Source organism: Siculibacillus lacustris, from assembly GCF_004328075.1.
GTDB classification, from domain to species: Bacteria; Pseudomonadota; Alphaproteobacteria; order Rhizobiales; family Ancalomicrobiaceae; genus Siculibacillus; species Siculibacillus lacustris.
Genome location: NZ_SJFN01000036.1, coordinates 1 through 25,848 on the forward strand (window position 1 = coordinate 1; position 25,848 = coordinate 25,848).

27 protein-coding genes and 1 tRNA gene are annotated in these 25,848 nt (G+C 69.7%); 8 read left to right on the forward strand and 20 right to left on the reverse strand.

Translation table 11 applies throughout. The features are described 5' to 3' along the window. Positions 1–175, forward strand: a 175-nt coding sequence (locus tag EYW49_RS18740) for an ATP-binding protein (protein WP_165498331.1), incomplete at its 5' end; no start/stop codon positions are given. A gap of 65 nt (positions 176–240) precedes the next feature. On the opposite strand, the gene EYW49_RS18745 is transcribed toward EYW49_RS18740, so the two are convergent. The 4 genes from EYW49_RS18745 to EYW49_RS18760 form a co-directional block, all read right to left on the reverse strand. Further along, positions 241–639 (reverse strand): VOC family protein, encoded by a 399-nt coding sequence (locus EYW49_RS18745; RefSeq protein WP_131311162.1) that lies wholly within the window; start codon positions 637–639, stop codon positions 241–243. Positions 640–1,106: 467 nt separating this feature from the next. Further along, positions 1,107–3,533, reverse strand: coding sequence for an ATP-dependent Clp protease ATP-binding subunit ClpA (gene clpA / locus EYW49_RS18750; protein WP_131311163.1), 2,427 nt, complete (start codon positions 3,531–3,533; stop codon positions 1,107–1,109). Positions 3,534–3,543: 10 nt separating this feature from the next. Continuing rightward, positions 3,544–3,873 (reverse strand): ATP-dependent Clp protease adapter ClpS, encoded by a 330-nt coding sequence (gene clpS / locus EYW49_RS18755; protein ID WP_131311164.1) that lies wholly within the window; start codon positions 3,871–3,873, stop codon positions 3,544–3,546. A 348-nt stretch (positions 3,874–4,221) separates the two neighbouring features. Continuing rightward, the gene (locus EYW49_RS18760; protein ID WP_131311165.1) at positions 4,222–4,551 is read right to left on the reverse strand and encodes a phasin family protein; all 330 of its coding nucleotides are present in this window, start codon (positions 4,549–4,551) and stop codon (positions 4,222–4,224) included. 464 nt (positions 4,552–5,015) lie between these two features. Here EYW49_RS18760 and EYW49_RS18765 point away from each other — a divergent pair, with 464 nt between their 5' ends. After that, complete coding sequence (locus tag EYW49_RS18765) at positions 5,016–6,794, forward strand: D-alanyl-D-alanine carboxypeptidase family protein (RefSeq protein ID WP_131311166.1); 1,779 nt, start codon at positions 5,016–5,018, stop codon at positions 6,792–6,794. On the opposite strand, the gene EYW49_RS18770 is transcribed toward EYW49_RS18765, so the two are convergent. After that, the gene (locus EYW49_RS18770; RefSeq protein ID WP_131311167.1) at positions 6,788–7,552 is read right to left on the reverse strand and encodes a J domain-containing protein; all 765 of its coding nucleotides are present in this window, start codon (positions 7,550–7,552) and stop codon (positions 6,788–6,790) included. The two genes, EYW49_RS18765 and EYW49_RS18770, sit on opposite strands and share 7 nt — an antisense overlap. A gap of 37 nt (positions 7,553–7,589) precedes the next feature. Then, complete coding sequence (locus EYW49_RS18775) at positions 7,590–8,330, reverse strand: VWA domain-containing protein (protein WP_131311168.1); 741 nt, start codon at positions 8,328–8,330, stop codon at positions 7,590–7,592. Positions 8,331–8,540: 210 nt separating this feature from the next. On the opposite strand from EYW49_RS18775, the gene panC reads away from it, so the two are divergent. Together panC and EYW49_RS18785 are read left to right on the forward strand one after the other, a co-directional pair. Further along, positions 8,541–9,434, forward strand: a complete 894-nt coding sequence (panC, locus tag EYW49_RS18780) for a pantoate--beta-alanine ligase (protein WP_131311169.1) — start codon at positions 8,541–8,543, stop codon at positions 9,432–9,434. Positions 9,435–9,452: 18 nt separating this feature from the next. Next, positions 9,453–9,725 (forward strand): 4a-hydroxytetrahydrobiopterin dehydratase, encoded by a 273-nt coding sequence (locus EYW49_RS18785; RefSeq protein WP_131311170.1) that lies wholly within the window; start codon positions 9,453–9,455, stop codon positions 9,723–9,725. Positions 9,726–9,753: 28 nt separating this feature from the next. On the opposite strand, the gene EYW49_RS18790 is transcribed toward EYW49_RS18785, so the two are convergent. From EYW49_RS18790 to EYW49_RS18800, 3 genes are all read right to left on the reverse strand, one after another. Further along, a complete protein-coding gene (locus tag EYW49_RS18790; protein WP_131311171.1) occupies positions 9,754–10,053 on the reverse strand; it encodes a hypothetical protein in 300 nt (99 codons plus the stop codon). A gap of 102 nt (positions 10,054–10,155) precedes the next feature. Beyond that, on the reverse strand, positions 10,156–10,587 hold the full coding sequence (locus tag EYW49_RS18795; protein ID WP_131311172.1) for a DUF1489 family protein: 432 nt from the start codon (positions 10,585–10,587) through the stop codon (positions 10,156–10,158). A gap of 113 nt (positions 10,588–10,700) precedes the next feature. Further along, positions 10,701–11,360: a glutathione S-transferase family protein gene (locus EYW49_RS18800; RefSeq protein ID WP_131311173.1), complete on the reverse strand. Its 660-nt coding sequence runs from the start codon at positions 11,358–11,360 to the stop codon at positions 10,701–10,703. 409 nt (positions 11,361–11,769) lie between these two features. Here EYW49_RS18800 and EYW49_RS18805 point away from each other — a divergent pair, with 409 nt between their 5' ends. Further along, positions 11,770–12,483, forward strand: a complete 714-nt coding sequence (locus EYW49_RS18805; RefSeq protein WP_131311174.1) for a DUF599 domain-containing protein — start codon at positions 11,770–11,772, stop codon at positions 12,481–12,483. A 71-nt stretch (positions 12,484–12,554) separates the two neighbouring features. Here the strand turns inward: EYW49_RS18805 and EYW49_RS18810 are convergent, their stop codons facing one another. The 4 genes from EYW49_RS18810 to mgtE form a co-directional block, all read right to left on the reverse strand. Beyond that, entirely contained in the window at positions 12,555–13,178 is a 624-nt protein-coding gene (locus EYW49_RS18810; RefSeq protein WP_131311175.1) for an ATP-dependent Clp protease proteolytic subunit, read from the reverse strand. Positions 13,179–13,417: 239 nt separating this feature from the next. Continuing rightward, a complete protein-coding gene (locus tag EYW49_RS18815) occupies positions 13,418–13,942 on the reverse strand; it encodes a hypothetical protein (protein ID WP_131311176.1) in 525 nt (174 codons plus the stop codon). Positions 13,943–13,991: 49 nt separating this feature from the next. Continuing rightward, positions 13,992–14,342: a hypothetical protein gene (locus EYW49_RS18820; protein ID WP_131311177.1), complete on the reverse strand. Its 351-nt coding sequence runs from the start codon at positions 14,340–14,342 to the stop codon at positions 13,992–13,994. A gap of 120 nt (positions 14,343–14,462) precedes the next feature. Continuing rightward, positions 14,463–15,953, reverse strand: a complete 1,491-nt coding sequence (gene mgtE / locus EYW49_RS18825; RefSeq protein ID WP_131311178.1) for a magnesium transporter — start codon at positions 15,951–15,953, stop codon at positions 14,463–14,465. 377 nt (positions 15,954–16,330) lie between these two features. Between mgtE and EYW49_RS18830 the strand changes: the two genes are divergently transcribed. Continuing rightward, positions 16,331–17,938 carry a polysaccharide deacetylase family protein gene (locus EYW49_RS18830; protein ID WP_165498332.1) on the forward strand — a complete coding sequence of 536 codons (1,608 nt, stop codon included), beginning with the start codon at positions 16,331–16,333 and terminating at the stop codon, positions 17,936–17,938. After that, positions 17,935–18,735, forward strand: coding sequence for a polysaccharide deacetylase family protein (locus EYW49_RS18835; RefSeq protein WP_131311180.1), 801 nt, complete (start codon positions 17,935–17,937; stop codon positions 18,733–18,735). Before EYW49_RS18830 ends, EYW49_RS18835 begins: the two co-directional genes overlap by 4 nt. Before the next feature lie 78 nt (positions 18,736–18,813). Here EYW49_RS18835 and EYW49_RS18840 read toward each other — a convergent pair. Together EYW49_RS18840 and EYW49_RS18845 are read right to left on the reverse strand one after the other, a co-directional pair. Then, positions 18,814–18,898 (reverse strand) — tRNA-Leu (locus EYW49_RS18840). A 115-nt stretch (positions 18,899–19,013) separates the two neighbouring features. Next, positions 19,014–19,280: a FliM/FliN family flagellar motor switch protein gene (locus EYW49_RS18845; protein WP_131311181.1), complete on the reverse strand. Its 267-nt coding sequence runs from the start codon at positions 19,278–19,280 to the stop codon at positions 19,014–19,016. Positions 19,281–19,353: 73 nt separating this feature from the next. On the opposite strand from EYW49_RS18845, the gene lipB reads away from it, so the two are divergent. Then, complete coding sequence (gene lipB / locus EYW49_RS18850; RefSeq protein WP_131311182.1) at positions 19,354–20,136, forward strand: lipoyl(octanoyl) transferase LipB; 783 nt, start codon at positions 19,354–19,356, stop codon at positions 20,134–20,136. Positions 20,137–20,146: 10 nt separating this feature from the next. On the opposite strand, the gene EYW49_RS18855 is transcribed toward lipB, so the two are convergent. From EYW49_RS18855 to EYW49_RS18875, 5 genes are all read right to left on the reverse strand, one after another. Further along, positions 20,147–20,422: an acylphosphatase gene (locus EYW49_RS18855; protein WP_407695489.1), complete on the reverse strand. Its 276-nt coding sequence runs from the start codon at positions 20,420–20,422 to the stop codon at positions 20,147–20,149. 130 nt (positions 20,423–20,552) lie between these two features. Further along, the gene (locus EYW49_RS18860; RefSeq protein WP_131311183.1) at positions 20,553–21,245 is read right to left on the reverse strand and encodes an HAD hydrolase-like protein; all 693 of its coding nucleotides are present in this window, start codon (positions 21,243–21,245) and stop codon (positions 20,553–20,555) included. Further along, complete coding sequence (locus tag EYW49_RS18865; RefSeq protein WP_131311184.1) at positions 21,242–23,257, reverse strand: acetyl-CoA carboxylase biotin carboxylase subunit; 2,016 nt, start codon at positions 23,255–23,257, stop codon at positions 21,242–21,244. The genes EYW49_RS18860 and EYW49_RS18865 overlap by 4 nt, the downstream gene beginning before the upstream one ends. 85 nt (positions 23,258–23,342) lie before the next feature. Next, complete coding sequence (locus tag EYW49_RS18870; protein ID WP_131311185.1) at positions 23,343–24,875, reverse strand: acyl-CoA carboxylase subunit beta; 1,533 nt, start codon at positions 24,873–24,875, stop codon at positions 23,343–23,345. Positions 24,876–25,034: 159 nt separating this feature from the next. After that, entirely contained in the window at positions 25,035–25,820 is a 786-nt protein-coding gene (locus EYW49_RS18875; protein ID WP_131311186.1) for an ATP12 family chaperone protein, read from the reverse strand. Positions 25,821–25,848 lie beyond the last annotated feature (28 nt).

Consider the following 25,848-nt stretch of genomic DNA (forward strand, 5'->3'; position numbering starts at 1 on the left):
CAGTGAATGGGCGACCGTCTTCGGCGATGCCAAGATGACGACCGCGTTGCTCGACCGGCTCACCCACCACTGCCACATCCTGGAGACAGGGAACGACAGCTTCCGCTTCAAGAACAGTTCGGCGAAAACGGCCAAACCAACCAGGGAGAAGACGAGGAACTTGACCGCCAACTGACCAACCGACCATCATCAAGGCGGGTCAGTTCTCAGTGGAAAGCCTGGGTCAGTTCTCCGCGGAAATCAACAGTCGGCGATGTCGGGGATGTGGCACACCGCTTCGACGTTGTGGCCGTCGGGATCGAGCACGAAGGCGGCCCAATAGTTGGGATGATAGTGGACGCGCAGGCCGGGGGCGCCGTTGTCGGTGCCGCCGGCGACCAGCGCCGCGGCATGGAAGGCATCGACCACGGCGCGGCTCGGCGCGGCGAAGGCGACGTGCAGGCGGCCGCCCAGCGCCCCGCCCGACGACAGCCAGAAGTCCGGTTTGGCGCCGGCGCCGAGGCCGACGTGGCCGGCGCCGCCGGTCTCTTCGGGCGACACTTCCATCACCACGGAATAGCCGAGCGGCTCGAGGGCGGCCTCGTAGAAGGCGCGGGAGCGCGCGAGATCGGCGACCGGCAATCCGATGTGATCGAGCATGGCGATGTTTCCTCTCGAAACCCGCGCGAACGCGGACGCAGCGTCAGATGAATAGAACAAAATGCGAACTTCGGCAAGTGGAGAGCCGCGGCACAGGGCATGGCGGCGTCGAAAAAGCCGAGCGTCATTCTGCGAAGGCGTCGGCCCCACGCGTCCCCTCCCCCCTCGAGGGGGAGGGACAGGGAGGGGGGTATGCAGCACCAATCGAGGGCGAATTACATCGATATCACAAATGGTTGGTTCTTAGAGACCCCCCTCTCTGTCTCTCCCCCTCGAGGGGGGAGAGGACGCTGTGGCCGGGGCGATCGTCCCATCGGCGGCGTCGACATCGGCGGTCCTCGCGGCGTCCCGATCGGCGCGTCTCTACGCACCTCACTGCCCGAACGCGCCGCCCCTCCCCCCGAAACGAAAATCGGCCCGGAGCGGTTTCCCGCGCCGGGCCGAGCCTTCCACCGAACCTCGGGGCTTCACCCTTCGGTCGGAACCTTCTTGACCACCGCGCGCGGGCGCGCCGGGACCGGCAGGCCGCTCTTGGGCGCGGCGCGTTTGGCCTTGGCCGGCTTGTCGGCCTTGACCTCGGGCTCGGGCTTCGGCGTCGCCACCGCCGCCACCGCCGCCAGGGTCTCGAGCTTCAGGGCGTCGTGCCCGTCCTCGTCCTTGGCCACCGTGACCTTGACCACGCCACCCTTCTTCAGCTTGCCGAACAGGACCTCGTCGGCGAGCGGCTTCTTGATGTGCTCCTGGATGACCCGTCCGAGCGGTCGGGCGCCCATCTGGCGGTCGTAGCCGTTGACCGCCAGCCAGTCGATCGCCGCGTCGTCGAGCTCGAAGGTGACGTTGCGGTCGGCCAACTGGGCCTCGAGCTGCATCACGAACTTGGTCACGACCAGACGGATCACTTCCGGCGGCAGGTTCTGGAAGGTCACCACGGCGTCGAGGCGGTTGCGGAACTCCGGCGTGAACAGCCGGTTGATCGCCTCGGTGTCGTCGCCCTCGCGCTTGGAGCGGTTGAAGCCGATCGGCGCCTTGGCCATGTCGGCGGCACCCGCATTGGTCGTCATGATCAGGATGACGTTGCGGAAGTCGACCTGCTTGCCGTTGTGGTCGGTCAGCTTGCCGTGGTCCATGACCTGCAACAGGATGTTGAACAGGTCGGGATGGGCCTTCTCGATCTCGTCGAGCAGCAGCACACAGTGAGGATGCTGGTCGACGCCGTCGGTGAGCAGGCCGCCCTGGTCGAAGCCGACGTAGCCCGGAGGCGCGCCGATCAGGCGGCTGACGGTGTGACGCTCCATGTACTCCGACATGTCGAAGCGCAGGATCTCGACGCCGAGCAGCTTGGCGAGCTGACGGGCGACCTCGGTCTTGCCGACGCCGGTCGGACCGGCGAACAGGTAGGAGCCGATCGGCTTCTCCGGTTCGCGCAAGCCCGCGCGGGCCAGCTTGATCGCCGCGGCGAGGGTCTCGATCGCCTTGTCCTGACCGTAGACGACGCGCTTGAGGTTGGTGTCGAGGTGCTCGAGCACCACCGCATCGTCCTTGGAGACCGACTTGGGCGGGATCCGCGCCATGGTGGCGATGGTGTCCTCGATCTCCTTGACCCCGATCACCTTGCGGCGCTTGGACTCGGAGACCAACATCTGGGCGGCGCCGCTCTCGTCGATGACGTCGATCGCCTTGTCGGGGAGCTTGCGGTCGGAGATGTAGCGCACCGCCAGTTCCACCGCCGCCTTGATCGCGTCGTTGGTGTAGCGGACCTTGTGATGCTCCTCGAAATAGGGCTTGAGGCCCTTGAGGATCTCGATGGCGTCGGGAACGCTCGGCTCGTTGACGTCGATCTTCTGGAAACGCCGGACGAGCGCCCGGTCCTTCTCGAAGAACTGCCGATATTCCTTGTAGGTGGTCGAGCCGATGCAGCGGACATTGCCCGATGCGAGGGCAGGCTTGAGCAGATTGGAGGCATCCATGGCGCCGCCGGAGGTCGCACCGGCACCGATCACCGTGTGGATCTCGTCGATGAACATGATCGCCTTGGGGTAGTCCTCGATCTCCTTGACGACCTGCTTCAGCCGCTCTTCGAAGTCGCCGCGGTAGCGGGTGCCGGCGAGCAGCGCGCCCATGTCGAGGGCGAAGACCGTCGATCCGATCAGCACTTCCGGCACGTCGCCTTCGACGATGCGCCGGGCCAGGCCCTCGGCGATGGCGGTCTTGCCGACGCCGGGATCACCGACGTAGAGCGGATTGTTCTTGGAGCGACGGCACAGCACCTGGATGGTGCGCGAAATCTCGGCATCGCGGCCGATCAGCGGGTCGATCTTGCCCTTCAGCGCCTTGTCGTTGAGGTTGACGCAATAGGCCTCGAGGGCGTCGGACTTCTTCTTGGTCTCGGCGGTGGTCTCCGTGGTCGACATGTCTTCCTCCGCTCCGCGAGGGGGCCGAGCCTCCGACATGCCGGCCCGTTTGGCGATGCCGTGGCTGATGTAGTTGACCGCGTCGTACCGGGTCATGTCCTGCTCTTGCAGGAAATAGGCCGCATGGGATTCCCGTTCCGCGAAAATCGCGACGAGAACGTTGGCGCCGGTCACTTCTTCGCGACCAGAGGATTGCACGTGGATCACCGCCCGCTGGATCACCCGCTGGAAACCGGCGGTGGGCTTGGCGTCGTCGTCGCCGTCGGAGACCAGGTTCTCCAATTCGGTGTCGACATATTCGATCAGGTTGCGCTTCAGAACGTCGAGGTCGACGTTGCAGGCGCGCATCACCGCGGTCGCGTCGCCGTCGTCGAGGAGGGCGAGGAGGAGGTGTTCGAGGGTGGCGTATTCCTGGTGACGTTCGTTGGCGAGGTGCAGCGCCTGGTGGAGCGCCTTCTCGAGACTGCGAGAAAAGGACGGCACGTCGAAGACCTCACTGCTTTTCCATCACGCACTGCAGCGGATGCTGGTTCTTCCGAGCGAAATCCATGACCTGGGTGACCTTGGTCTCGGCCACCTCGTAGGTGAACACGCCGCATTCGCCGACACCGTGGTGGTGGACGTGCAGCATGATCCGCGTCGCTTCCTCGCGACCCTTGTTGAAGAACCGCTCGACGACGTGCACGACGAATTCCATCGGCGTGTAGTCGTCGTTGAGCAGCAGCACCCGATAGAGGCTCGGTCGCTTCAACTTCGGTCGCGTCCGGGTCACCACGCCCTGGTCCGGATCGTCGGGTCCGGGGCGGCGGGGATCCTGGCTCATGGTCGTCACATCGACACGCATGGATCTACTTCGTGAGCACCGGCGCTGGTCAGCACGCTTGGCGTTGATCGGGGGCGCGAGGCCCGGCGAGAGTCCTTGGAACGCCGCCCCTCCCGAAAGCGGGGCGACCGCTTCGGTGCATGTGGGGATGCTTCGCTCGATATTGTAGGGCAATGTTCGCCGCTCGCAATGCGCGGCAGCGGCCATTCGCGCAGCGCAGGGCTCGACGGCCGCTCGCGACGGCGGAAAACCGCGACGCGAAAAGGCCCGGTCGTCGCCGACCGGGCCTCGCGAATTCTCGGAGGATGCGTCACGACGGCGGGAGACGAGGCCCCGACCGTCGTTCGATCACTTCGGCGCCTTGGGGATCAGCGCCTCGAAGGGCTTGGCCACTTCCTTGGCGAGATCGACGTAGAGCTCGCCGACCTTGGTGGTCTGGGCGACCAGGGCCTCGTAGGCCTTCTTGGCGTAGTCGGCCTGGATCTCCACGACCTTGTCGAGGGTCTTGGCGCCGGCCAGCTGCTCGAGGGTCGAGGCGCTGTCCTCGAAGGACTTCTTGGAGAAGTCGGTGATCTCCACGGCGATCGCCTGGAGGCCCTTGGAGAGGGTGCCGAAGGCCTTGGTGGCGTTCTCGGCGTTGTCCTTGGCGAGCTTCTGCATTTCGTCGACGGTGGTCATCTCGGGCATCCTCTGGATCGGGTACGCTCGGCGAGCGCCCTCGTTCGGTCCACGGGACGGCATCCGCTCGCGCCGTCCATGTTGCAGTGCAATATTGCCCTCTCTCGCGTTGCGGTCAAGGGTCATATTGCACTGCAGCATTGGGAAAAAGGTCGTAGGCCGAGCCGGCGTGCGATCGACGAGATCGCCCCCGGCGACGACCGATGCGGGGCGAATTTTCCCGCACAAAACCGCCCTTTGCGGAGCGTCACCCATCAAGGTATTGATTTGTTTACCTTTTGAATTAACCGATCATCAACCTCGCCGGCGGCATTGTCTCGGCTGTGGACGACACGTCACACGTCCGGCCCGCCGCTCGCGGCAGGTCGCCGACGCCGAGGCAGGTTGCGCGCTTCGGACGACGTGACGACTGGGGATCGAGGCGTCCGGCGGATGCGGCGGGCGACGGCTTCGAGGATTTGGCAGTGCAGAATGCGCGTATGTTCGAACCGGGCCGCCTCGCCAAGGCGGTTCTGGTGGGGTTGGCCGTGTGCCTCGCGACGGTCTCGTCGGCAGATGCGGCGCGGCGCCATCGCCACCATGCGACCGCCAAGGTTCAACGCGGCGGCGGCGGCGGTGACGACGACGTCGGCTCCTCGTCCTCGCGCTACGCCGCCTATGTGGTCGACGACAAGACCGGGCGGGTGCTGTTTTCCAAGAACGCCGATGCGCCGCGCCATCCCGCGTCGCTGACCAAGATGATGACCCTCTACCTGCTGTTCGAGGACCTGCGCAAAGGCCGCGTGACGATGGAGACGCGGTTCACCGTGTCCCAGCACGCCGCCAATCAGGCCCCCTCCAAGCTCGGTTTCCGGCCGGGCCAGACGATCGCCGTCGAAGACGCCATCCGCGCCCTGGTGACCAAGTCGGCCAACGACGTCGCGGTCACCGTCGCCGAGAACATCGGCGGCTCGGAAGAGGCCTTCGCCCGCCGCATGACCGCGACCTCGCGGCGGATCGGCATGACCGGCTCGACCTTCTACAACGCCTCGGGCCTGCCCAACGCCGCCCAGTACACCACCGCCCACGACATGGTGACGCTCGGCCGCGCGCTGCAGGAGCGCTTCCCGACCTACTACCGCTATTTCTCGACGCGCAGCTTCGCCTGGGGCAATGCCGTCCACGCCAACCACAACAAGCTCCTGTTCCGCATCGAGGGCATCGACGGCATCAAGACCGGCTACACCGAGGCCTCGGGCTTCAATCTGGTCAGCTCGCTGCGCCGCGACAACCGCCATCTGGTGGCCGCCGTGATGGGCGGATCGAGCGGCCGCTCGCGCGACGACCACATGGCCAAGCTGCTCGCCGAACATCTCGGTGAGGCCAGCACCGGCGCCAAGACCTCGTCGGTGTTCGCCGAGAACCGCAGCGCCGACGCCGCCGACACCGACGAGACCGAGGCGCCGGCGACGGTGGTCGCCCGCGCTCCGGCCCCGACGCCCCCCGCCGCCCCGGCCCCGGCCCGTCCGGCGATCGCCTCGCTGCCGGCGCCCACGCCCGCGTCCACCGCGCCGCTCGCCCTGGTCGCGGTCGAAACCGACGCCCCTTACGAGCCGGCCCGCACCGCCGGTCCGCGCGGCGGCAATCTGCCGCGCATCGCCTCCTCCGATCAGGTGCCGCTGCCGCGGGCCGAGGTCGAGAGCCGCGTCTCCACCGACCGCGGTGCGGCGGTGGCGATGGCCAAGGCGATCCTGCTGCCCGACACCGGCCGCCCGATCGCCCGCTCCGATACGCCGATGCCGGTGCGCACCGCCTCGATCTCGGTGACGCCGATCGTCACCAATGCCGCGCCCGTCGCCGCCAAGGTCGACGAGGTCAAGGCGCCGCCGGCTCCGCCGCGGTCGCTCGCCGTGGCGACGCTGACCGGTCGCGAAGCGGCGGAGATCGCCACCGCCTCGATCGCCCGGCGCAAGGCCGAGGAACCGGCGAGCCCGCCGGCCACGGTGCGCTCGGAAGTCCACGGCTGGCTGGTCCAGATCGGCGCCTACGACCGCGAAGACGCGGCCAAGGCGGCGTTGGCCAAGGCCCGCGACCGGTTGGGCGGGGTGCTCGGCCGGGTCGAGGACGTCACCGAAGGGGTCACCAGCGGCGCGGGTCGCCTGTGGCGCGCCCGCTTCGCCGGACTGAAGGATCAGAAGGCCGCGGAGGGCGTGTGCAAGGCCCTCAAGCGGAAGGACTTCGCGTGTCTTGCTCTGCGTCAGTGATTGGAGCGCGTGCCATGTCGACCGACCAGACGATCCTTGGCCTCGTTGATCTTGGCCGCCAGAAAGGTGGATCCTCCCATGTCGGGATGTACCGCCTTCATGAGACGCCGGTGGGCCTGGCGAACTTCCGCCTCGGTGGCGCCTGGGCCAAGGCCGAGAATCTGATGGGCCTCCTCGTCGGTCATCGCGCCCGGTCGCGCCGCGCTGCCCTGCCGCGCTGTCGGACCCTCCTTCGCGTCGTCACGCCACAGGGGTGCTCGGCGGTCGAGATACGCCTCCAGCAGTGACCGGCTCTCCGGATCGGAGCCCACTTCGCGCCACAGATCGACGAGATCGGTCACCGACAGGCGCGCCAGTTCGAAACCTTCGAAGCGACCGGCGAGGACGCGCCCCGACAGGGTGCCGCTGTCGTGGTCGAGTTGCATCTCCAGCGCCGCGGAGCGCACCGTCGAGCGCCGACCGGGGGTCGGCTTGGCCCCGAAGGCCCCGAACAGCCCGCCGAACGGCCCGAGAAAGGGTTTCAGCCAGCGCGCGTAGCCGCCGGCCGTGGGGCCGGCCAGCGACAGCGCGAAGAGGAAGATCGGCACCGCCACGATGACCCGGCCGGTCATCAGCATCACGCCGGCCAGCGCCATCAGCGCCGCGGCGCCGGCGCGGCGGAACACCACGGCGAGCGTCGCCGGATTGGTCGACACGAAACCCTGAATCAGCACCATCAGGCCGACCAGCGCGGCGACGCCGAGAAACACCGTGTTCATCGCGCGATCTCCCGATCGAAGGCGGTCGCAGCGCCGCTCATGTCGCCATCTTCCCGATCAGCCGGCGGGCCTCGGCGCCGTCGGGACGGTCGGCGAGGGCGCGCAGCCCCGCCGTGCCACCGGCGGCATAGGCCGCGACCGCAGCGAGCAGTTCCGCCAGCCGGTCGGCGGCACCGGCGTCGAAGGGCACGTGGGCGCCGCGGGTGAGACGGGCGACGTCGGCGAAGATCGCCGCGGCGACCGGGTCGTCGCCCTCCTGGAACAGGAAGCAGGCGACGCCGGCGAGCGCCACTTCCGCAGCGGCGGCGCGCAACTCGTCGGCCGATTCCTCGCAGGCGTCGCCGACGAAGGCGAGGGCTGCGACCGGCCGGCGCCGCGCCTCGGCGGCGACATGGGTCAGCACGCGGCCGATCTCGGTCGGCCCGGCGCGGCAGCGCAAGCCCCCCATCAGATCGCCGAGGGCGGTGGCGTCGGCGAGCCAGCGGCTGGCCCGGCATTCGCCGCCGCCGCGATAATAGACCAGTTGCACCTCGAGCCCGCCGATGCGCGCCGCCTCGCGGAACATCGCGGCCTGGAGCTTGGCGGCGCGGTCCCAGGTCGGCTGGCGGCTGGCCGTGGCGTCGAGGGCGAAGATCAGGCGGCCGCGGGCGGCGTGGCGCGCCTCGGTGGAGGTCGCCGCCAGGAAGGCGGTGATCTCGTCCGGCGACGAGCGGCCGTCTGTCGGCACCGCCGTCGCCGACCGGCGTTCGGGAACGCCGTCGGAACTGTCGCGACCCATGGGTCTCCTCGCGGCGGGCGGGCACCCGGTGGCCGGCCCGTCCCCGAGGCAATAGCATCGCCGGCGCGCCGCGCCCATCCCCCTCGTGCGGGAGGCGGACACGCCGCCTCCCCTCGCCCGGCGAAACGGCTGGCGTCGCAGCGTCGCTTCCGACATGATCCGCGCCCCGGCCCGGGGCTATCCCCGCGCCTTCCCGCGCAGAGATCCACCATGAACGACGCCTCGACCGATCTGCCGCCCGCCCGCCCCGTTCCTCCGGACGACCGGCCGGAGGTGGTGCGCACCATCGCCGAGTTGCGCGCCCGGGTCGCCGCCTGGCGGGCCGCCGGCGAGACCATCGCGATGGTGCCGACCATGGGGGCGCTGCACGCCGGCCATCTGTCGCTGGTCGCCGAGGGCCGACGCCGGGCGGCGCGTGTGGTGGTGTCGATCTTCGTCAATCCGACCCAGTTCGCCCCGCACGAGGACTTCCAGACCTATCCGCGCACCGAGGCGCAGGATCTGGCGCTGCTTTCGACGCTCGCCACCGATCTGGTGTTCGCGCCGGCGCCGAGCGAGATCTATCCGCCGGGCGACGCCACCCGAATCGAGATCGGCGGGCCGGCGGCCGGGCTCGAGACCGATTTCCGCCCGCATTTCTTCGCCGGCGTCGCCACCGTGGTGGCCAAACTGCTGATCGCCTGCACTCCCGATGTGGCGATCTTCGGCGAGAAGGACTTCCAGCAGCTGGCGGTGGTGCGGCGGCTGGCGACCGACCTCGCCCTGCCGGTGACCATCGTCGGCGGCGAGACCGTGCGCGAGGCCGACGGGCTCGCCCTGTCGTCGCGCAATGCCTATCTCTCGCCTGCGGAGCGGGCGATCGCGCCGCGCCTCCACGCCGCGCTCACCACCATCGCCGAGGTGGCGCGGACCGGCGGCGACGTCGCGGCGGCGTTGGCCGCGGCGCGGAGCGATCTCCTCGAGCGCGGCTTCCACGCCGTCGACTATCTGGTGCTGCGCGACGCGGCGACCCTCGGGCCGGTCGACGACGCCACCACCGAACGGCGGCTGCTCGCCGCGGTGTGGCTCGGCCGCACCCGGCTGATCGACAACATCGCGGTGTGACCCGGAGGAGAAGACGCCATGACCACGAAAGACCCGAATTTCCGACCGCCCGAGGGCTGGTCGGGCGACGCCACGGCGATCGAGCGGGAGTATCGCTTCGTCGATTTCCCGGCGGCGATCGCCTTCATGGTGGCGGCGTCGTTCCGCTGCGAGGCGGCGAACCACCATCCCGACTGGACCAACGTGTGGAACCGGCTGACCGTGCGGCTGTCGACCCACGACGCCGGGCGGGTCACCGACAAGGATCTGGCGTTGGCCGCAGCCTTCGACGCGCTCTACGCGACCCGCTGAGGTGCCGTCGGCGGCCGCCGGCGCGGGCTCAGCGACCGAGCGAACCGCTGCGCACACCGGTGTCGGCCCGGACGTAACCGGAGACCGCGACCGAGGTGTCGCCGAACTGGTAGAGCGTGCCGCCCTGGGGCGTGGTGGTGGTCCGGGTGGTGGTGGAGGCCACGGGCTTGGCCTTGCGCGGCGGGCAGGCATGCTGCGTGGCGAAGGCCGGGTTGGCCGGCGTCGCGGTTCCGGGCACACAGTCTTCCGCAGCGGCCGGAAGGGCGAAGGCCGCGGCGAGGAGCAGGGCCGGCAGAGCGAGACGCGGAACGGTCGGACGGATCGGCATGGGACGCCTCCGAGAGGGACGATCGGCGCGACACCGATCGGCGATGCCCCCGTTCTAGCGAGCCGGTGCGGCGCTGTCACGGCGAAGCGGAGGGGCCGGCGATCACAACAGGCCGAGGCCGGCCAGTTCGCGTAAGAATTCGACCGGCAGATCGGCGACGTCGGCGCCGCGCAGGTCGCGGGGGGCGGCCTCGGCGGCGAGGTAGCGCCAGCCCTGGAACGGCCGGCACGGCCGCGCCTCGACCTCGATCACCTCGCCCGACAGGACGATGTCGCAATGGGGTACGCCCGAGCCGTCGACGGTGGCGCGCAGGTCGCGGATCGCCTCGCGCACCCGGATCTGGCCCTTGATCACCCAATAGAGCGAACCGCCGTCGAGGATCTCCTCGACGCGCTTGGGGCTCATGCGGGTGCGGTGGACGTGGACCTCCTCCTCGCCGCGGCGCCGGCGCTCGGCGAGGCGGGCGTCGATCCAGGCGACGAGATCGTCGATGCCGTCACAGCCGACACAGAGCTTGATCAGATGCAGGGCCATGGGCGGCGGGAGATCCTCGGGAACGCGGGGCGTCGGCGATCCTAACCGCTCGCCCCGGCCGGGGCGAGAGGGCGGGGGCGGATCTCCCCTGCTCTCCCCCGCCCCGCGCGGTGTCAATCGACTTCGTCGCTCGGCACCACCTCGGTCTCGAGGTCGGCGGCCGCCTTCCAGGCGAGGAAGGCCGGCAGGGTCAGGACCGCGTCGACGTAGGCGCGGATGTCGGGATCGAGCGGCCAGGCATAGGTGTCGAGGCGGGTGACGACCGGCGCATACATCGCGTCGGCGGCGCTGAAGGCGCCATAGAGGAACGGTCCGGCGGCGCCGAAGCGGGCGCGGGCGTCGCGCCACAATTCGACGATGCGGGCGACGTCGACCGCCGCCGCGGCCCCGCCGCGCGGCGCCCAGGAAAAGCGCCGGCCGAGGTTCATCGGACAGGCCGAGCGCAGGCCGGTGAAGCCGGCGTGCATCTCGCTGGAGATCGCCCGGGCGTGGGCGCGCGCCGCCGGATCGCGCGGCCAGACCGCGTGCTCGGGGTGGCGCTCGGCGAGCCATTCGATGATCGCCAGGGTCTCCCACACCCGCACGTCGCCGTCGATCAGGCAGGGCACCCGCCCCGACGGCGACCAACGCAGGATCGTCGCCTTGGTGTCGGGCTTGTCGAGCAGTACGCCGACCTCGTCGAAGGCGATGCCGAAATGGGTGGCGACCAACCAGGGGCGCAGCGACCAGGACGAATAACGCTTGTTGGCGATCACCAGTGTCGGAACGGACATGTGCGGGCTCCCCTGCGGCCGGCCATGGGACGGCGGTTGCGATTGGCCCGACGCTCGCACCGGGGCGGCCGGGCGTCCAACCGATTCGGTTGATGGGGTGGTTCAGGCGGGTTGATCGATCGTAGCCATCGCCCATGAACCTGCCCGACCCTGGGCCGTCATCCCCGGCCGGAGCCGGGCCGTCGGCGGAGGGGAAGGGGATCCAGGGGCCCAGGCCGGTGAGCCCTCGGCGTTTTCCGGGGGGCTCCGGATCCCCTTCCCTCGCCCTTCGGGCTCGCCGGGGACGACGGCAGGGGCAAGATGCGATCGATCGGGAGGACGCGGGATTCGCGGAAATCCACATGCGGTCACCCGGGTTGATCGATCGTAGCCGTTTCCGAGGAGCGGCGGTTCGGCGTATCTCTCGCGGATGACCGATCAGCTGCTCCTCGATCTCGTGGCCTGCCTGTGGTTCGTCGTCGCCTGGCACGGCGTCGACCCGGTCGTCGACCGCATGCGCTGGGGCGGGCCGTCGCTGACCATGTTGATGGACGCCCACCGGCGGCGCTGGATGGACGTGATGCGGGCGCGCAACCTGCGCATGGTCGATACGGCGATCATGGCCAGCCTGCAGAACGGCACGGCGTTCTTCGCCTCGTCGTCGCTGATCGCGCTCGGCGGCAGTTTCGCCCTGCTCAACCAGACCGACCGGATGGTCGAGATCTTCCACGACCTGCCGTTCCACGTCGCCTCGGCCAAGACCGTTCTGGAGGCCAAGATCCTCGGGCTGGCGGCGATCTACGCCTTCGCCTTCTTCAAATTCGGCTGGTCGTATCGGCTGTTCAACTATTCGGCGATCCTGATCGGTGCGGTGCCCGAGCCCGACGAGGCCGATCCCGCCGAGATGGAGCGGGCCACCGACCGGGCCGCCGACATGCAGATCGACGCCGGCCACCATTTCCATTCGGGGCTCCGGGCGCTGTTCTTCTCGGTCGGCTTCTTCGGCTGGTTCGTCAACGCCTGGGTGTTCCTGGCCTCGACGACCTTCATCCTCGGCGTGCTGATGCGCCGGCAATATCTGTCGCGGGCGCGCGCCGCGCTGCTCGACGAGGCCGCCGCGAAACGACCGATCTCCCGCCCCTGACCCCGCCGAATACGCGAAAGGGGCCCCGAACGGGGCCCCTCCAGTTTCTCGGCGTATGAGGTGGCGTCGGATCAGGCGACGTCGGTGGTCTTCTCGACGACCTTGCCGACCAGCCCGTAGGCGAGCGCCTCGTCGGGGCCCATCCAGAAGTCGCGGTCGGTGTCCTTCTCGATGCGGGCCAGCGGCTGGCCGGTGGCGACCGAGAACATGACGTTCAGCCGGTCGCGCATCTTGAGGATCTCGCGGGCCTGGATCTCGATGTCGGTGGCCGGGCCACCGGCGCCGCCCGACGGCTGATGCAGCAGGAAGCGGGTGTTGGGCAGGCAGAAGCGACGCTCGCGCGGTACCGAGATGTAGATCAGGGCGCCGGCCGAGGCGACCCAACCGACGCCGATCATGCGCACCGGGGCCGGCACGAAGCGGATCACGTCGTGGATCATGTCGCCGCTCTCGACGTGGCCGCCGGGCGAACAGACGATGACGTTGATCGGCTCCTGGGAGACGTGGGACAGCGCCAGCAGGCGGCCGGTGACGTCGCGCGCCAGTTCCTGGGTGATCGAACCGGTGATCAGCACGGTGCGGGCGTCGAAGAGGTGTTTGTCGACCGGGAGAGACTGCGGAGTCTTGGTCTTCTCCTCTTCCTCCTCCTCCTCGTCGAGGCGAGTGATCCAGTAGGTCTTGGGACTTTTGATCATGGCGGTATCCAGGAACTCGGTGGGGGAGGATGGGGAGGGGCGGATCATGGGTCACCCTAGATGTAGTGATCCGCAACCGGCCTGTCGACCCCGGTCGCGCAACTCCTGCGTCCCCCGCCCCCGGGGGCGCCGCGAGGTTCGCCGCCGCCGCGGTCATCCCCTTGACGGAGTTGGCCGATCAGGCGTTCACCATGGCGATCGCGGGCGCGCCGCAGGGGCGTTCGGGGCGCCCGTGGGGGTCATTTGCGGGGGCCGAAGCAGATCGCCCGGAAGCGTCGGGCGGGGGCGGCAAGGCCGGCGACCGGCACGGTGGCGGCGACCGACTCGACGGTGAGGCCGAGCGGTCCCGGGCCTTCGAGGATCGGACGCAAGCCCGCCTCCAGGGCGCGCCGCCCGGCGGCGTCCACGTCGATCTCGGCGCGGAAGGCGACACCGCCATCGTCCGGCTCGTCGGCGACCGCGCCGTCGAAGCCGTGGCGAGCGGACCCGGCGGCGAGCTCCAGGCGATGCGGGCGGGCGTCGGCGACGAGGCCGGGCAGGCGGGCGGTGACGGTGACCAGATCGACGTCGCGCAGACAGCCGAGCATCAGGCGGCGCGGCGCATCGGCCTGGGGTGTCCACACCAGGAAGCCGCGACCGCGGGCGTCGCCGACCAGCGACCAGCCGGCGGGATCGCCGGGATCGGCGGCGGCCGGCGGCGGCGCAGCGAGGCCGGCGGCGACGAAGAGCGCTGCGGCGAAGCGAGAGACGATGGGCGCGGGCATGGGGCGAGGCTCCGTCGTGGGTCCGGGCACCCGCGGCGCCCGAGGCCGATCAATCGAGGAACGGCAGGCCGGCGCAGACGATCGCGCCGGTGCGGGCATCGAGGACGAGGCGGCCGTCGATCGGCGCGCCCGGGTCGCCGTGGGGCGCGGCGACCACCACCCGGATCGACCACACCGGTGCCGAGCCGCCGCCGCACAGGGTGGCGCCGCGGGTGGTGCGGACGACCTCGCGCAGGTTGCGCAGCACCGCCGCATCGGTATCGCCGTAAGGGTCGCCCTTCAGCACCGCGACCGCCGCGGCGCGGGCCTGGGCCTCGGTGGCGAGGGAGCCGGCCGCGGCGGGGGACACGACGGCAGCAGCGGCGAGGGCGAGGATCGCGAGGGCGGACGCAGCGCGCATGGAATACCTCCTCGGCGACGGTCGGCGTGGAAGGCCCGGCGGCGCAGACTGCACCCGAGTCGCCGCACCGGCCATGACGTGGCGCAAGGGACGGTGCGACTCGGCGTCGCCGCGGGCGCGTCAGACGATGCCGTACCACCAGGTGGCGAGCCCGAGCACCGCGAAGAAGCCGACGCAATCGGTGACGGTGGTGACGAAGACGCCGGAGATCACCGCCGGGTCGCCGTTCAGCTTGTCGACGGCGAGCGGGATCGCCACCCCGGCGAGGCCGCCGGCGATCAGATTGACGATCATCGCGCCGCCGATCACCGCGCCGAGTTGGCGTTCGCCGTACCAGCCCCACACCGCCAGCCCGACCAGCAGCGCGAAGGCGGCGCCGTTGAGGAAGCTGACCATGATCTCGCGATTGACGAAGCGGGCGATGTTGAAGCGGCCGACCTCGCGGGTGGCGATGGCGCGCACCGCGACGGTCATGGTCTGGGTGGCGGCGTTGCCGCCCTGCCCTGCGACGATCGGCGCGAGTGCGGCCAGCGCCACGATCTTGGCGATGGTGTCCTCGAACAGGCCGATCACTCCGGCGGCGAGGAAGGCGGTGAACAGGTTGACCAGCAGCCACAGGAAGCGGTTGCGGGTGGTGTACCAGACGGTGTCGGAGATCTCTTCGTCGCCGACGCCGGCCAGCGCGCGCAGGTCTTCCTCGGCCTCTTCCATCACCACGTCGACGACGTCGTCGGCGGTGATCACGCCGATCAGGCGATCCTCGTCGTCGATCACCGGCAGCGAGATCAGGTTGTAGCGCTCGAAGATCCGGGCGACGTCCTCGCGGTCGTCGGTGGCGCGCGCCGTGCGGCGGTCCTCGTCGACGATCTCGCCGACCGCCTGCATCCGCTTGGCGCGCAGGATGCGGTCGAGGGCGACGGTGCCGAGCAGGCGGAAGCCGGGATCGACGACGTGGATTTCGTAGAAGTCCTCGGGCAGGTCCTCGGTCTCGCGGCAGTAGTCGATCACCTGGCCGACCGTCCAGGTCGGGGCCACGGCGATGAACTCGGTCTGCATCAGGCGACCGGCGGATTCCTCGGGAAAGTCGAGGCTGCGCTCCAGGCTGAGGCGCTCGGCGGCCGGGAAGGTGTCGAGGATGGCGTCCTGGGCGGCCTCGTCGAGGTCCTCCAGGATGTAGACCGCGTCGTCGGAATCGAGGTCGCGCACGCCCTCGGCGACGGTGGCGGGCGGCAGATCCTCGATCAGTTGAACGCGGACGCTCTCGTCGAGTTCGACCAGCGTCGAGAAGTCGAAGGCGTCGCCGAGCAGGCCGACCAGCAGCGGGCGCTCGTCGGCGTCGAGGGCTCCGATGATCTCGCCGAGATCCGCCTCGTGGAGGTCGCCGACCAGGGCCGCGAGACCGGCTGCGTCGGCGGCTTCGATCGTGCCCCGCACCGCCGCCAGAAAGGCGCCGGTGAGGCGGCCGTCGTCGTCGCGCAGAACCGGCGGCACCACGGCCGGGAGGGGCGGGTCGGATGGCGCGTCCGCCGCGGGCAGAACGGGCTCGGTTCCGCTCGGGGGCGGTCGCGCATCGCTCTCGGGGGCCGGATCGACGGTCTCTCGGTCGGACATCGGCGCCTCGCCTGAACGGGGGAACGGCCGGACCTCTCTACCCGCGCCGGGCGGGCTTGGCCATCGCCAAATCGGCGCGGCCAGACGTCGCCGCGCAGCGCGATCGTCGAAATTGCCGCCGATGACGCCACCGAACGGCCACCATGTGCGGCGACAGTCCGCGGTCGTTAACGCAATCTCGAGAAAATCGCCGTTAACGTGGTTAACAAGGTCTTGCGTCGTCCGATTCCATCCGTCATCCCCTTCCTTTCATGGGATCATCCTCGGAGGAAACCGCGAGATCGGGTCGTATCGGCTCCGTCGCGGTTCCGATCACGAGATCTTCTGACGTCGAGGTCACCGCTTCGGTCCGGACCCTCGTCGAACCGGAGTACGTCATGCATCGTTCGTCCCTGCGGATCGTGTCCGCCGTCCTGTGCGCCACCGGGCTCGGTGCCGCCACCGGAGCCGCCACAGCCCAGGAGGCGCCGCCCCTGATGCTGGGCGTGCCGTCCACCGCGCCGTCCACCGCCGCCGTTCAGCCGCGACCGGTGGCCAAACCCGTGACCATCAAGACCGCCGCGGCGACGCCGGCCGGCGAGGCGCGGGTCAAGACCGCGACCGCCGAGATTCCCAAGGTGCCCAAGCCCGCCGCCAAGGCGGCGGCGGTGACGAAGCCCGCCAAGGCGCCGAAGACCGCCAATCCGGGCGTGCCGCCGGAAGCGCGCCGGGCGGCGTTGATCGCCGCGATGACCGGTCAGGCGACGCCGCCGGCCCATCACCACATCGTCCAGGACATCAAGACCACCTGCCCGGGCAACCCGGATGCGATCGGTCTGTCCAAGGTGATCAAGGTCGACACCGAAGGCGGCTTCTACGTCGGCCAGACCTATCACACCCGCATGCCGCTGGAGCCGAAGGAGGTCATCCTGACCTTCGACGACGGTCCGATGGCCGGCCGCACCGACCGGGTGCTGGCGGCGCTCGACCACGAATGCACCAAGGCGAGCTTCTTCATCGTCGGGCAGATGGCCAAGGCCTATCCCGAGACCCTGCGCAAGACCGCGGCGGCCGGCCACACCATCGCCTATCACACCATGACCCATCCGCTGGGCATGGTGAAATGGCCGCTGGAGAAGGCCCAGGAGAACATCCGCGGCGGCTGGCAGACGGTCGACCAGATCCTCTACGGCACGGTCGGCGAGCGTCCGGCGACGCCGTTCTTCCGCTATCCCGGCCTGTTCAACTCGCGCGCCATCAACGCCTGGTTCAACGGCCTCGGCATGGGGGTGTTCGCCATCGACGCCGCCGGCAACGACTGGCTGAAGGGCTACATCACGCTGGCCGACGGGCCCAACGTGATGAACCGGGCGCTGAAGGAACTCGAGGATCGCCAGGGCGGCATCCTGCTGCTGCACGACATCAAGGATTCCTCGTCGTCGATCGTCGCGCCGCTGCTGCGCGAGTTGAAGGCGCGCGGCTTCAAGATCGTCCACATCGTGCCGAAGACCCCGGCGCCGAAGCTGGTCTCCGGGCCGATCGCCGGGGTGATGCCGACCGTCGCCGAGACCTGGGTGCCGGTCGCCGAGCGCGGCATCGACGGCTACGACCTGACCAAGCAGATGGCCCAGCAGGGCGCCGGCCACGCCGGACAGCCCTCCACGGCGCCGCTGCCGGCCTATGCGCCGCCGCCCGCCGGCAGCGCGACCGGCACGCCGGCCGCGACCGTGGTTCCGACCGCTCCGGCGGTTCCTGCCGCCGCCGTGGCGCCGCTTCCCGTCACGCCGGGCCGTTCCGCCACAGTGGTGACGGCGCCGCTCACGACCCCGGCGCGGCCGTCGCTGCCGCCGGTGCCGGCCCGCGCCGCCGATCCGACGGCCACCGGTTCGCTGCCGCCGCCGGTGGTGCCGGCTCCGACGCCCAAGCCGGCCGCGACCGAGCCGGGCTGGTTCTCCTCGACCGCCGCGTCGTTCCGCGGACTGGCGACCGCGGTCGGTCTGTGGTGAACGGCGCACGCCCGACCCTCGTCGGGCGTCTCGGCCACGCCCTCGCCTCGGCCTTGGCGATTCTCGCGGCGGCGCTCGGCACCGCCGGCGCGAGTCGCGCCGCGGTCTGCCCCCGCCCCGATGCGCTCGGCACGGCGCGGATCCTGTCGGTGACGGTCGGCCCCGAAGGGCTGTTCGTCGGCACCAAGAACTATCCCGGTACGTTGGCGCTCGAAGACGGCGAGGTGGTCCTGACCTTCGACGACGGGCCGGCGGGGCGCACCACCGATTCGGTGCTGGCGGCGCTGGCCGCCGAATGCGTCCAGGCGACCTTCTTCGTGGTCGGGCAGATGGCGGCCCAGCGGCCGGACCAGTTGCGCCGCATCGCCGCCGCCGGCCACACCATCGGCCATCATTCGATGACCCACACCATCCTCACCACGCTCTCCGACTCGGCGGCGCGCGCCGACGTCACCCGCGGCTGGCAGACCGTCGATCGGATCCTGACCGGCACGGCGCGGGCGCGGCCGGCGACGCCGTTCTTCCGCTTCCCCGGCTTCGCGGCGACGCGCCCCCTGGAAGACTGGCTGAAGGCCGAGCGGGTGGCGGTGTTCGGGGCGGACTTCTGGGGCTCCGACTGGAACCCGTCGACGCCGGAGGCCCTGCTGGCGCGCGTCCTGGAGCGCATCGAGGCGCGGCGGCGCGGCATCCTGCTCCTGCACGATCTGCAGCCGCACACCGCGGCGATGGTGCCGCAGCTCCTGCGCGAACTGAAGGCCCGCGGTTTCCGCATCGTCCATCTGGTGCCGGCCGGCTGAACGCGGCGGCGGCTCCGGGATCCGGATACGAAAAGACCCCGGCCCGTTTCCGGTACCAGGGTCCTTCATCGATCCCGTTGGTGCGGCCGAGAGGACTCGAACCTCCACCCGTCTCCGGACTAGCACCTCAAGCTAGCGCGTCTACCAATTCCGCCACGGCCGCAACGGGAAAGCCTCGGGGTGACCCCGAAGTGGAGCCCATGTACCCCATCGCTTTTCTGGGTTCAAGCGCGAAGCATGAAAAACGTGTGCAAGGGTCCCCTGCCCTGCCGCGGCGATCACATCCGGCGTACGGTTTCGCGCGGCCGATGGGCCGGCGCCCGGAACAGCACTTCGGTGATGGTGATGCCGATGCGGTCGCCGCGCAGCACGACCTGACCATGGGCGACCGGAATGTCGTTGGCGAGGATCTTGACGTCGTCGCTCTCGCGGGCGTCGAGTTCGATCACCGCGCCGCGGCCCATCCGCAGCAACTGGTGGATCGGGACCAGGGTCGTGCCGAGGACGACGGAGATGTCGACGCCGATGTTGTCGAACGGGGTCATGCAGTGGTTTCCTCGGTCGCGCCCTTGCGATGAACCGACCATGCCGGAGCTTGGTTAGCGAATGGTAAACACAATGTCCCGAAACGACGTGGTCGCCCCCGAAGTCCGCCCGAGCCGCGACGATCTCGGCGGGGCGATCGAATTCTTCGCGAGCCCCGATGCGCCGCCGGTCGAATGGCGAATCGCCGAGGGTCTGGTCGACTACGAATCGGCGGTGGCGGCGATGGAGGCCCGGGCCGCGGCGATCGCCGAGGGGCGCGCCGCCGAACTCGTCTGGCTGGTCGAGCATCCGCCGCTCTACACCGCCGGCACCAGCGCGCGGCCGGAGGACCTGCTCGAGGCCACGCGATTCCCGGTTCATGCGACCGGACGGGGCGGCGAATACACCTACCACGGGCCCGGCCAGCGGGTGGCCTATGTGATGCTCGACCTCGGCCGGCGGCGGCGCGACGTGCGGGCCTTCGTGGCGGCGCTGGAGGCCTGGATCATCGCCACGCTGGCGGCGCACGGCGTCGTCGGCGAACGCCGCGAGGATCGGGTCGGGGTGTGGGTGCGGCGGCCGGACAAGCCCGAGCTCGCGCCGGGGGTGGTCGCCGAGGACAAGATCGCGGCGATCGGCATCCGCCTGCGCAAGTGGGTGAGCTTCCACGGCATCGCGCTCAACGTCGAGCCCGACCTCGGCCACTATGCCGGGATCGTGCCCTGCGGCATCCGCGGCCACGGGGTCACCAGTCTGGTCGACCTCGGGCTGCCGGTGACCATGACCGACGTCGACGTCGTGCTGCGGCAGTGTTTCGAGGAGACCTTCGGTCCCACCGTGGGGATCGCCGATTCGGGCAGCGGCGTCGCCGGGTGAGGCGCCGGGCTCAGTCGCTGGGGCGAATCTGGAAGCCGGGGATCGCCGGCGGCTCGGTCTCGTAGCGCTCGATCACTTCGACCCGGGCATGCGGCGGACCGGAGCGGCACAGGTCGATGATCGCGTCGACCGGCCCGGCGGGGCCGGCGAACACCGCCTCGACGGTGCCGTCGCGCAGATTGCGCACCCAGCCCGACAGGCCACGCTCCCGCGCCCGGCGTTCCAACCACGCGCGGAATCCCACTCCCTGCACGCGACCCGACATGACGATACGGAATGCGACCACGCTACCCCCTCGCGGCAAACGGCCGCAGTCGAGGCAAGTCTAACGAAGTCCGACGCGGTCGCGCCACCCGGAGAAACCCTGAGGAGCGATCCCCCTTACCCACCGGTGGCGATTGCGCGCCGCCGGAGGCTCACCGACGGCGCTCGAGGATCGCCGCGAGAGCGTCGACGCTTCCCACCACCGCGGCCGCTCCGGCCGCCTCCAGCTCGCCGGGGGCGCCATAACCCCAGGCGACGCCGATGCAGGCGACACCGGCGGCGCGCGCGCCGATCACGTCGTGTTCGCGGTCGCCGACCATCACCGTCGCCGTCGGATCGAGGGCTTCGGTCGCGACGATCCACGGGACGAGCTCGGTCTTGACCGCGCGGGTGCCGTCGAACTCGGCGCCGTGCACCGCCCGGAAGGCCGGGGCGAGGCCGAATCGCTCGAGGATGCGCGCCGCGTAGAGGTGCGGCTTGGAGGTGGCGAGGATCAGCGTCACGCCCCGCGCCCGCAGGTCCTCGAGCAAGTGCGGGATGCCGGGATAGACGACGTTCTCGAACAGGCCGACGGTGCCGTAATAGGCGCGATAGGCGGCGATCGCCGGCTCGACCGACCCGGCGTCGCCGTCGAGGAGGCGCAGGAAGACCTCGCGCAGCGGCGGGCCGATGCACCAGCCGAGCGGCACCTCGGCACCGAGGGGGCGTCCGAGCGTGGCCATGGCATGGCGGATCGCCGTGACGATCCCGACCGCGGGATCGGTCAGGGTGCCGTCGAGATCGAACAGCACGGTGGCGATCCGGTCGGGAAGCGCCACCGCGGTCCGCGGGGTGGGGTCGGTCATTCGAACTCGATGATCACCGCGTCGACCGCGAGGCTGTCGCCGGCCTTGGCCCGACAGGCCTTGACCTTGCAGTCACGCTCGGCGCGCAGGACGTTCTGCATCTTCATCGCTTCGACCACCGCCAGGGTCTGGCCGGCCTTGACGTCCTCGCCGTCGACGACGTCGATCGACACGATCTGTCCGGGCATCGGGCAGAGCAGGTACTTCGACATGTCCGGCGGCGCCTTGATCGGCATCAGGGCGTCCAGCGCGGCGGTCTTGGGCATCAGCACCTTGGCGATGGTGGTGGCGCCGCGGTAGCGCAGTTCGACGCCGTTGAGCACCGGGCGGACCTGGACGGTGACCGGGGTCTCGCCGATCTCGCCGACCCACAGCAGATCGCCGGGGAACCAGCGCGACGACACCGTGGTCTCGACGCTCTCACCGTCGAGGATCGCCGAGAACTCGACCGGCACGCCGACGAAGCCCGAGGGCACCTTGATGTGGATGTATTCACCCTCCAGCCGGACCACCCAGTCCTCGCGCAGGACGCCGTTGTGGGGCCGCAGGCGACCGGGCAGGTTGTCGAGGCGATCCCGGCGCAGGATCTCGACGGCGAGCGCCACCAGCGCCAGGATGCGGCGGTCTTCCGGCGCCGGGGTCAGCGGGTGGAAGCCGTCGGGGAACTCTTCCTTGATGAAGCCGGTCGACAGCCGCGCCTCGCGCCAGCGCGGATGCTGGTGCAGGGCGGTGAGGAACGGGATGTTGTGCTGGATGCCGTCTATGACGAAGGCGTCGAGGGCGTCGGCCTGGGCGTCGATCGCCTCGAGGCGGGTCGGCGCGTGGGTCACCAGCTTGGCGATCATCGGATCGTAGTACATCGAGATCTCGGAGCCCTCGACGACGCCGGTGTCGTTGCGGACCGTGATGTCGCCGTCCGAGCCCTCTTCCGGCGGCCGGTAGCGCACCAGGCGGCCGATCGACGGCAGGAAGCTGCGGAGCGGGTCCTCGGCATAGATGCGGCTCTCGACCGCCCAGCCGGTGAGCGTCACCTCGGACTGCTTCAGGCTCAGCGGCTCGCCGGCGGCGACGCGGATCATCTGCTCGACCAGATCGATGCCGGTGACCAGTTCGGTGACCGGGTGTTCGACCTGGAGGCGGGTGTTCATCTCGAGGAAGTAGAAGTTCTTGTTCTGGTCGGCGACGAATTCGACGGTGCCGGCGCTGTCGTAGTCGACGGCCTTGGCCAAGGCCACCGCCTGTTCGCCCATCTTGCGGCGGGTCGCCTCGTCGAGGAGCGGCGACGGCGCCTCTTCGATGACCTTCTGGTTGCGGCGCTGAATCGAGCATTCGCGCTCGCCGAGATAGATCACGTTGCCGTGCTTGTCGCCGAGCACCTGGATCTCGATGTGGCGGGGATCGACGATGAACTTCTCGACGAAGACGCGATCGTCGCCGAAGGAGGCGGCGGCTTCGTTCTTGGAGAGCTGGAAGCCCTCGCGGCATTCGACGTCGTTCCAGGCGATGCGCATGCCCTTGCCGCCGCCGCCGGCCGAGGCCTTGATCATCACCGGGTAGCCGATCTCGTTGGCCAGTTGCACGGCGTGGTCGGGGCTCTCGATGACCCCGAGGAAGCCGGGAACGGTGGTGACGCGGGCGGCGTTGGCGAACTTCTTCGATTCGATCTTGTCGCCCATCGCCTCGATGGCCCGCGAATTCGGGCCGATGAAGACGATGCCGTTCTGCTTCAGGAGCGTCGGGAACGAGGCGCGCTCGGACAGGAAGCCGTAGCCGGGGTGGACCGCTTCCGCGCCGGTCTCCAGACAGGCGGCGATGATCTTCTCGGGGAGCAGGTAGGACTGGGCGGCGGGCGGCGGGCCGATCAGGATCGCTTCGTCGGCCATCTCGACGTGCACGGCGTCGCGGTCGGCGTCGGAATAGACCGCCACCGTGGCGATGCCCATCTTGCGCGCGGTCTTGATGACCCGGCAGGCGATCTCGCCTCGATTGGCGATGAGGATCTTCTTGAACATGGCTGTGGCACCGGTCCGGTTGAACTGATTGGAAGGCCCGAGGGCGAGGCGCCGCCCCCGGATTTTCGGCAGCGTTCCTTCCGCGTCACAGCGGAATGTTGTCGTGCTTCTTCCAAGGATTGGTGAGCTGCTTGGTGCGCAGCATGCGCAGGGCCCGCGCGATGCGGTTGCGGGTCGAGTGCGGCTTGATCACGTCGTCGATGTAGCCGCGTTCGGCCGCCACGAAGGGGTTGGCGAAGCGCCGCTTGTACTCTTCGGTGCGGGCGGCGATCTTGGCCGGGTCGCCGAGCTCGTCGCGATAGAGGATCTCGACGGCGCCCTTGGCGCCCATCACCGCAATCTCGGCCGACGGCCAGGCGTAGTTGAAGTCGCCGCGCAGGTGCTTCGAGGCCATGACGTCGTAGGCGCCGCCGTAGGCCTTGCGGGTGATCACGGTGATCTTCGGCACGGTCGCTTCGGCATAGGCGAACAGCAGCTTGGCGCCGTGCTTGATCAGGCCGCCGTATTCCTGGGCGGTGCCGGGCAGGAAGCCGGGGACGTCGACGAAGGTGATGATCGGGATGTTGAAACAGTCGCAGAAGCGGACGAAGCGCGCCGCCTTGCGGGAGGCGTCGATGTCGAGCACGCCGGCCAGGACCATCGGCTGATTGGCGACGAGGCCGACGGTGCGGCCCTCGACGCGGCCGAAGCCGACGATGATGTTGCGCGCGTGGCGCTCCTGGATCTCGAAGAAATCACCCTCGTCGACGGTCTTGAGGATCAATTCCTTCATGTCGTAGGGCTTGTTCGGATTGTCCGGGATCAGCGTGTCCAGGCCGTGATCGAGCAGGTCGGGATTGGTGTGGTTGAGGATCTCGGGCAGTTCCGCGGTGTTGTTGATCGGCAGGAAGTCGATCAGGCGGCGGACCTGGAGCAGGGCCTCGACGTCGTTCTCGAAGGAGCCGTCGGCGACCGAGGACTTGGTGGTGTGGACCGAAGCGCCGCCGAGCTCTTCCGCCGTGACGATCTCGGCGGTGACGGTCTTGACCACGTCCGGACCGGTCACGAACATGTAGCTGGTGTCGCGGACCATGAAGATGAAGTCGGTCATGGCCGGCGAGTAGACGTCGCCGCCGGCGCAGGGGCCCATGATCACCGAGATCTGCGGGATCACGCCCGAGGCCAGCACGTTGCGCTGGAACACTTCGCCGTAGCCGCCGAGCGCCGCGACGCCCTCCTGGATGCGGGCACCGCCGGCATCGAACAGGCCGATGATCGGCGCGCGGTTCTTCAGCGCCATTTCCTGGAGCTTGACGATCTTGGCGGCGTGGGCTTCCGACAGCGAGCCGCCGAACACCGTGAAGTCCTTGGCGAACAGATAGACGGTGCGGCCGTTGATGGTGCCGGAGCCGATCACCACGCCGTCGCCGGGGATCCGCGTCTGCTCCATGCCGAAGTCGATGCAGCGGTGCTCGACGTAGATGTCGATCTCTTCGAAGCTGTCGGCATCGAGCAGGACCTCGATGCGTTCGCGGGCGGTGAGTTTGCCGCGGGCGTGCTGAGCGTCGATCCGCTTCTGGCCGCCGCCCATCCAGGCCTCGTCGCGTCGACGCTGGAGTTCCGCGATAATCTCTTTCATGGGACGGGCCCCGCTCCTGAAGTCGAAAGGAATGAACGGGCCGGTGATTAACACGCGACGTCTCGTCGCGGTACGTAGCCGAACGTCTGAGCCGGCATCTCAGCGGCGCGGGCGCGCGGCCGACGGCGGCTTTCCGTAGGTTCGTGGGGCCCCGCCGGGTCAGCGCCCGGCGAAGGCCGCGGCGACGTCGAAATCGCGGCGGCGGCGGGCGAGACGGGCCTCGGCCTCGTCGTCGCGGCCCCACAGTTCGGCGCTCCAATGCTCGTCGACATGGGCGGCGGCCCAGGCGGCGTCGCGATCGAGCCGGCCGGCGACCACCGCGAGCGCGATCACCAGCGAGCCCGACAGAGTGGTCATGGCGTGGAGCCCGGCGAGCCGCCACGGATCGAGGGCTCGGACCCCTGCCCCCAGTGCATCGATCGCATCGCTGTCCTGCGCCACATGCATGACACCTTCGCCGACCAACAGGCGCGCGCCCCAGGTCTCGTCGGCCCAATCGAGCAGCGGATCCCAGGCGGCGGCCTGACGATCGATCAGGCGGACCGGTGAGGTGGCGCGGTAGCACAGGAGATCGGAGCCGGCATAGCGCAGGGCGTCGGCGGCGACCTCCGCGGCGCGGTCGGCGACGCCGTCGATCACCGCATTGGCCAGCCGCGTGTGGGGCATGGTCGAGGGCGCGAGATGGGTGGTCTGGGCGCGCCATTCGGCGGCGACCGCCTCGGCGAGATCATGGCGGGGCAGGACCAGATCACGCTTGGCCGGGGTCTTGACCGGGCGGCCGTCGAGCAGGATGCGGAAGGCATCCGCACCGAGGCCCTCGACCGCGACGTCCTTCCAGAACCGGCGCGGCAGTTCGGTGTTCATGGCGGTGCGCGCCCGCTTCACCGGATCGGGTTCGAAGGCGGGGGCTTCGGCGTCGGGATCGAACCAGAGGAGGTCGCGCATGGTCTCGTGTCCTGCTGCGGTCTGCCGC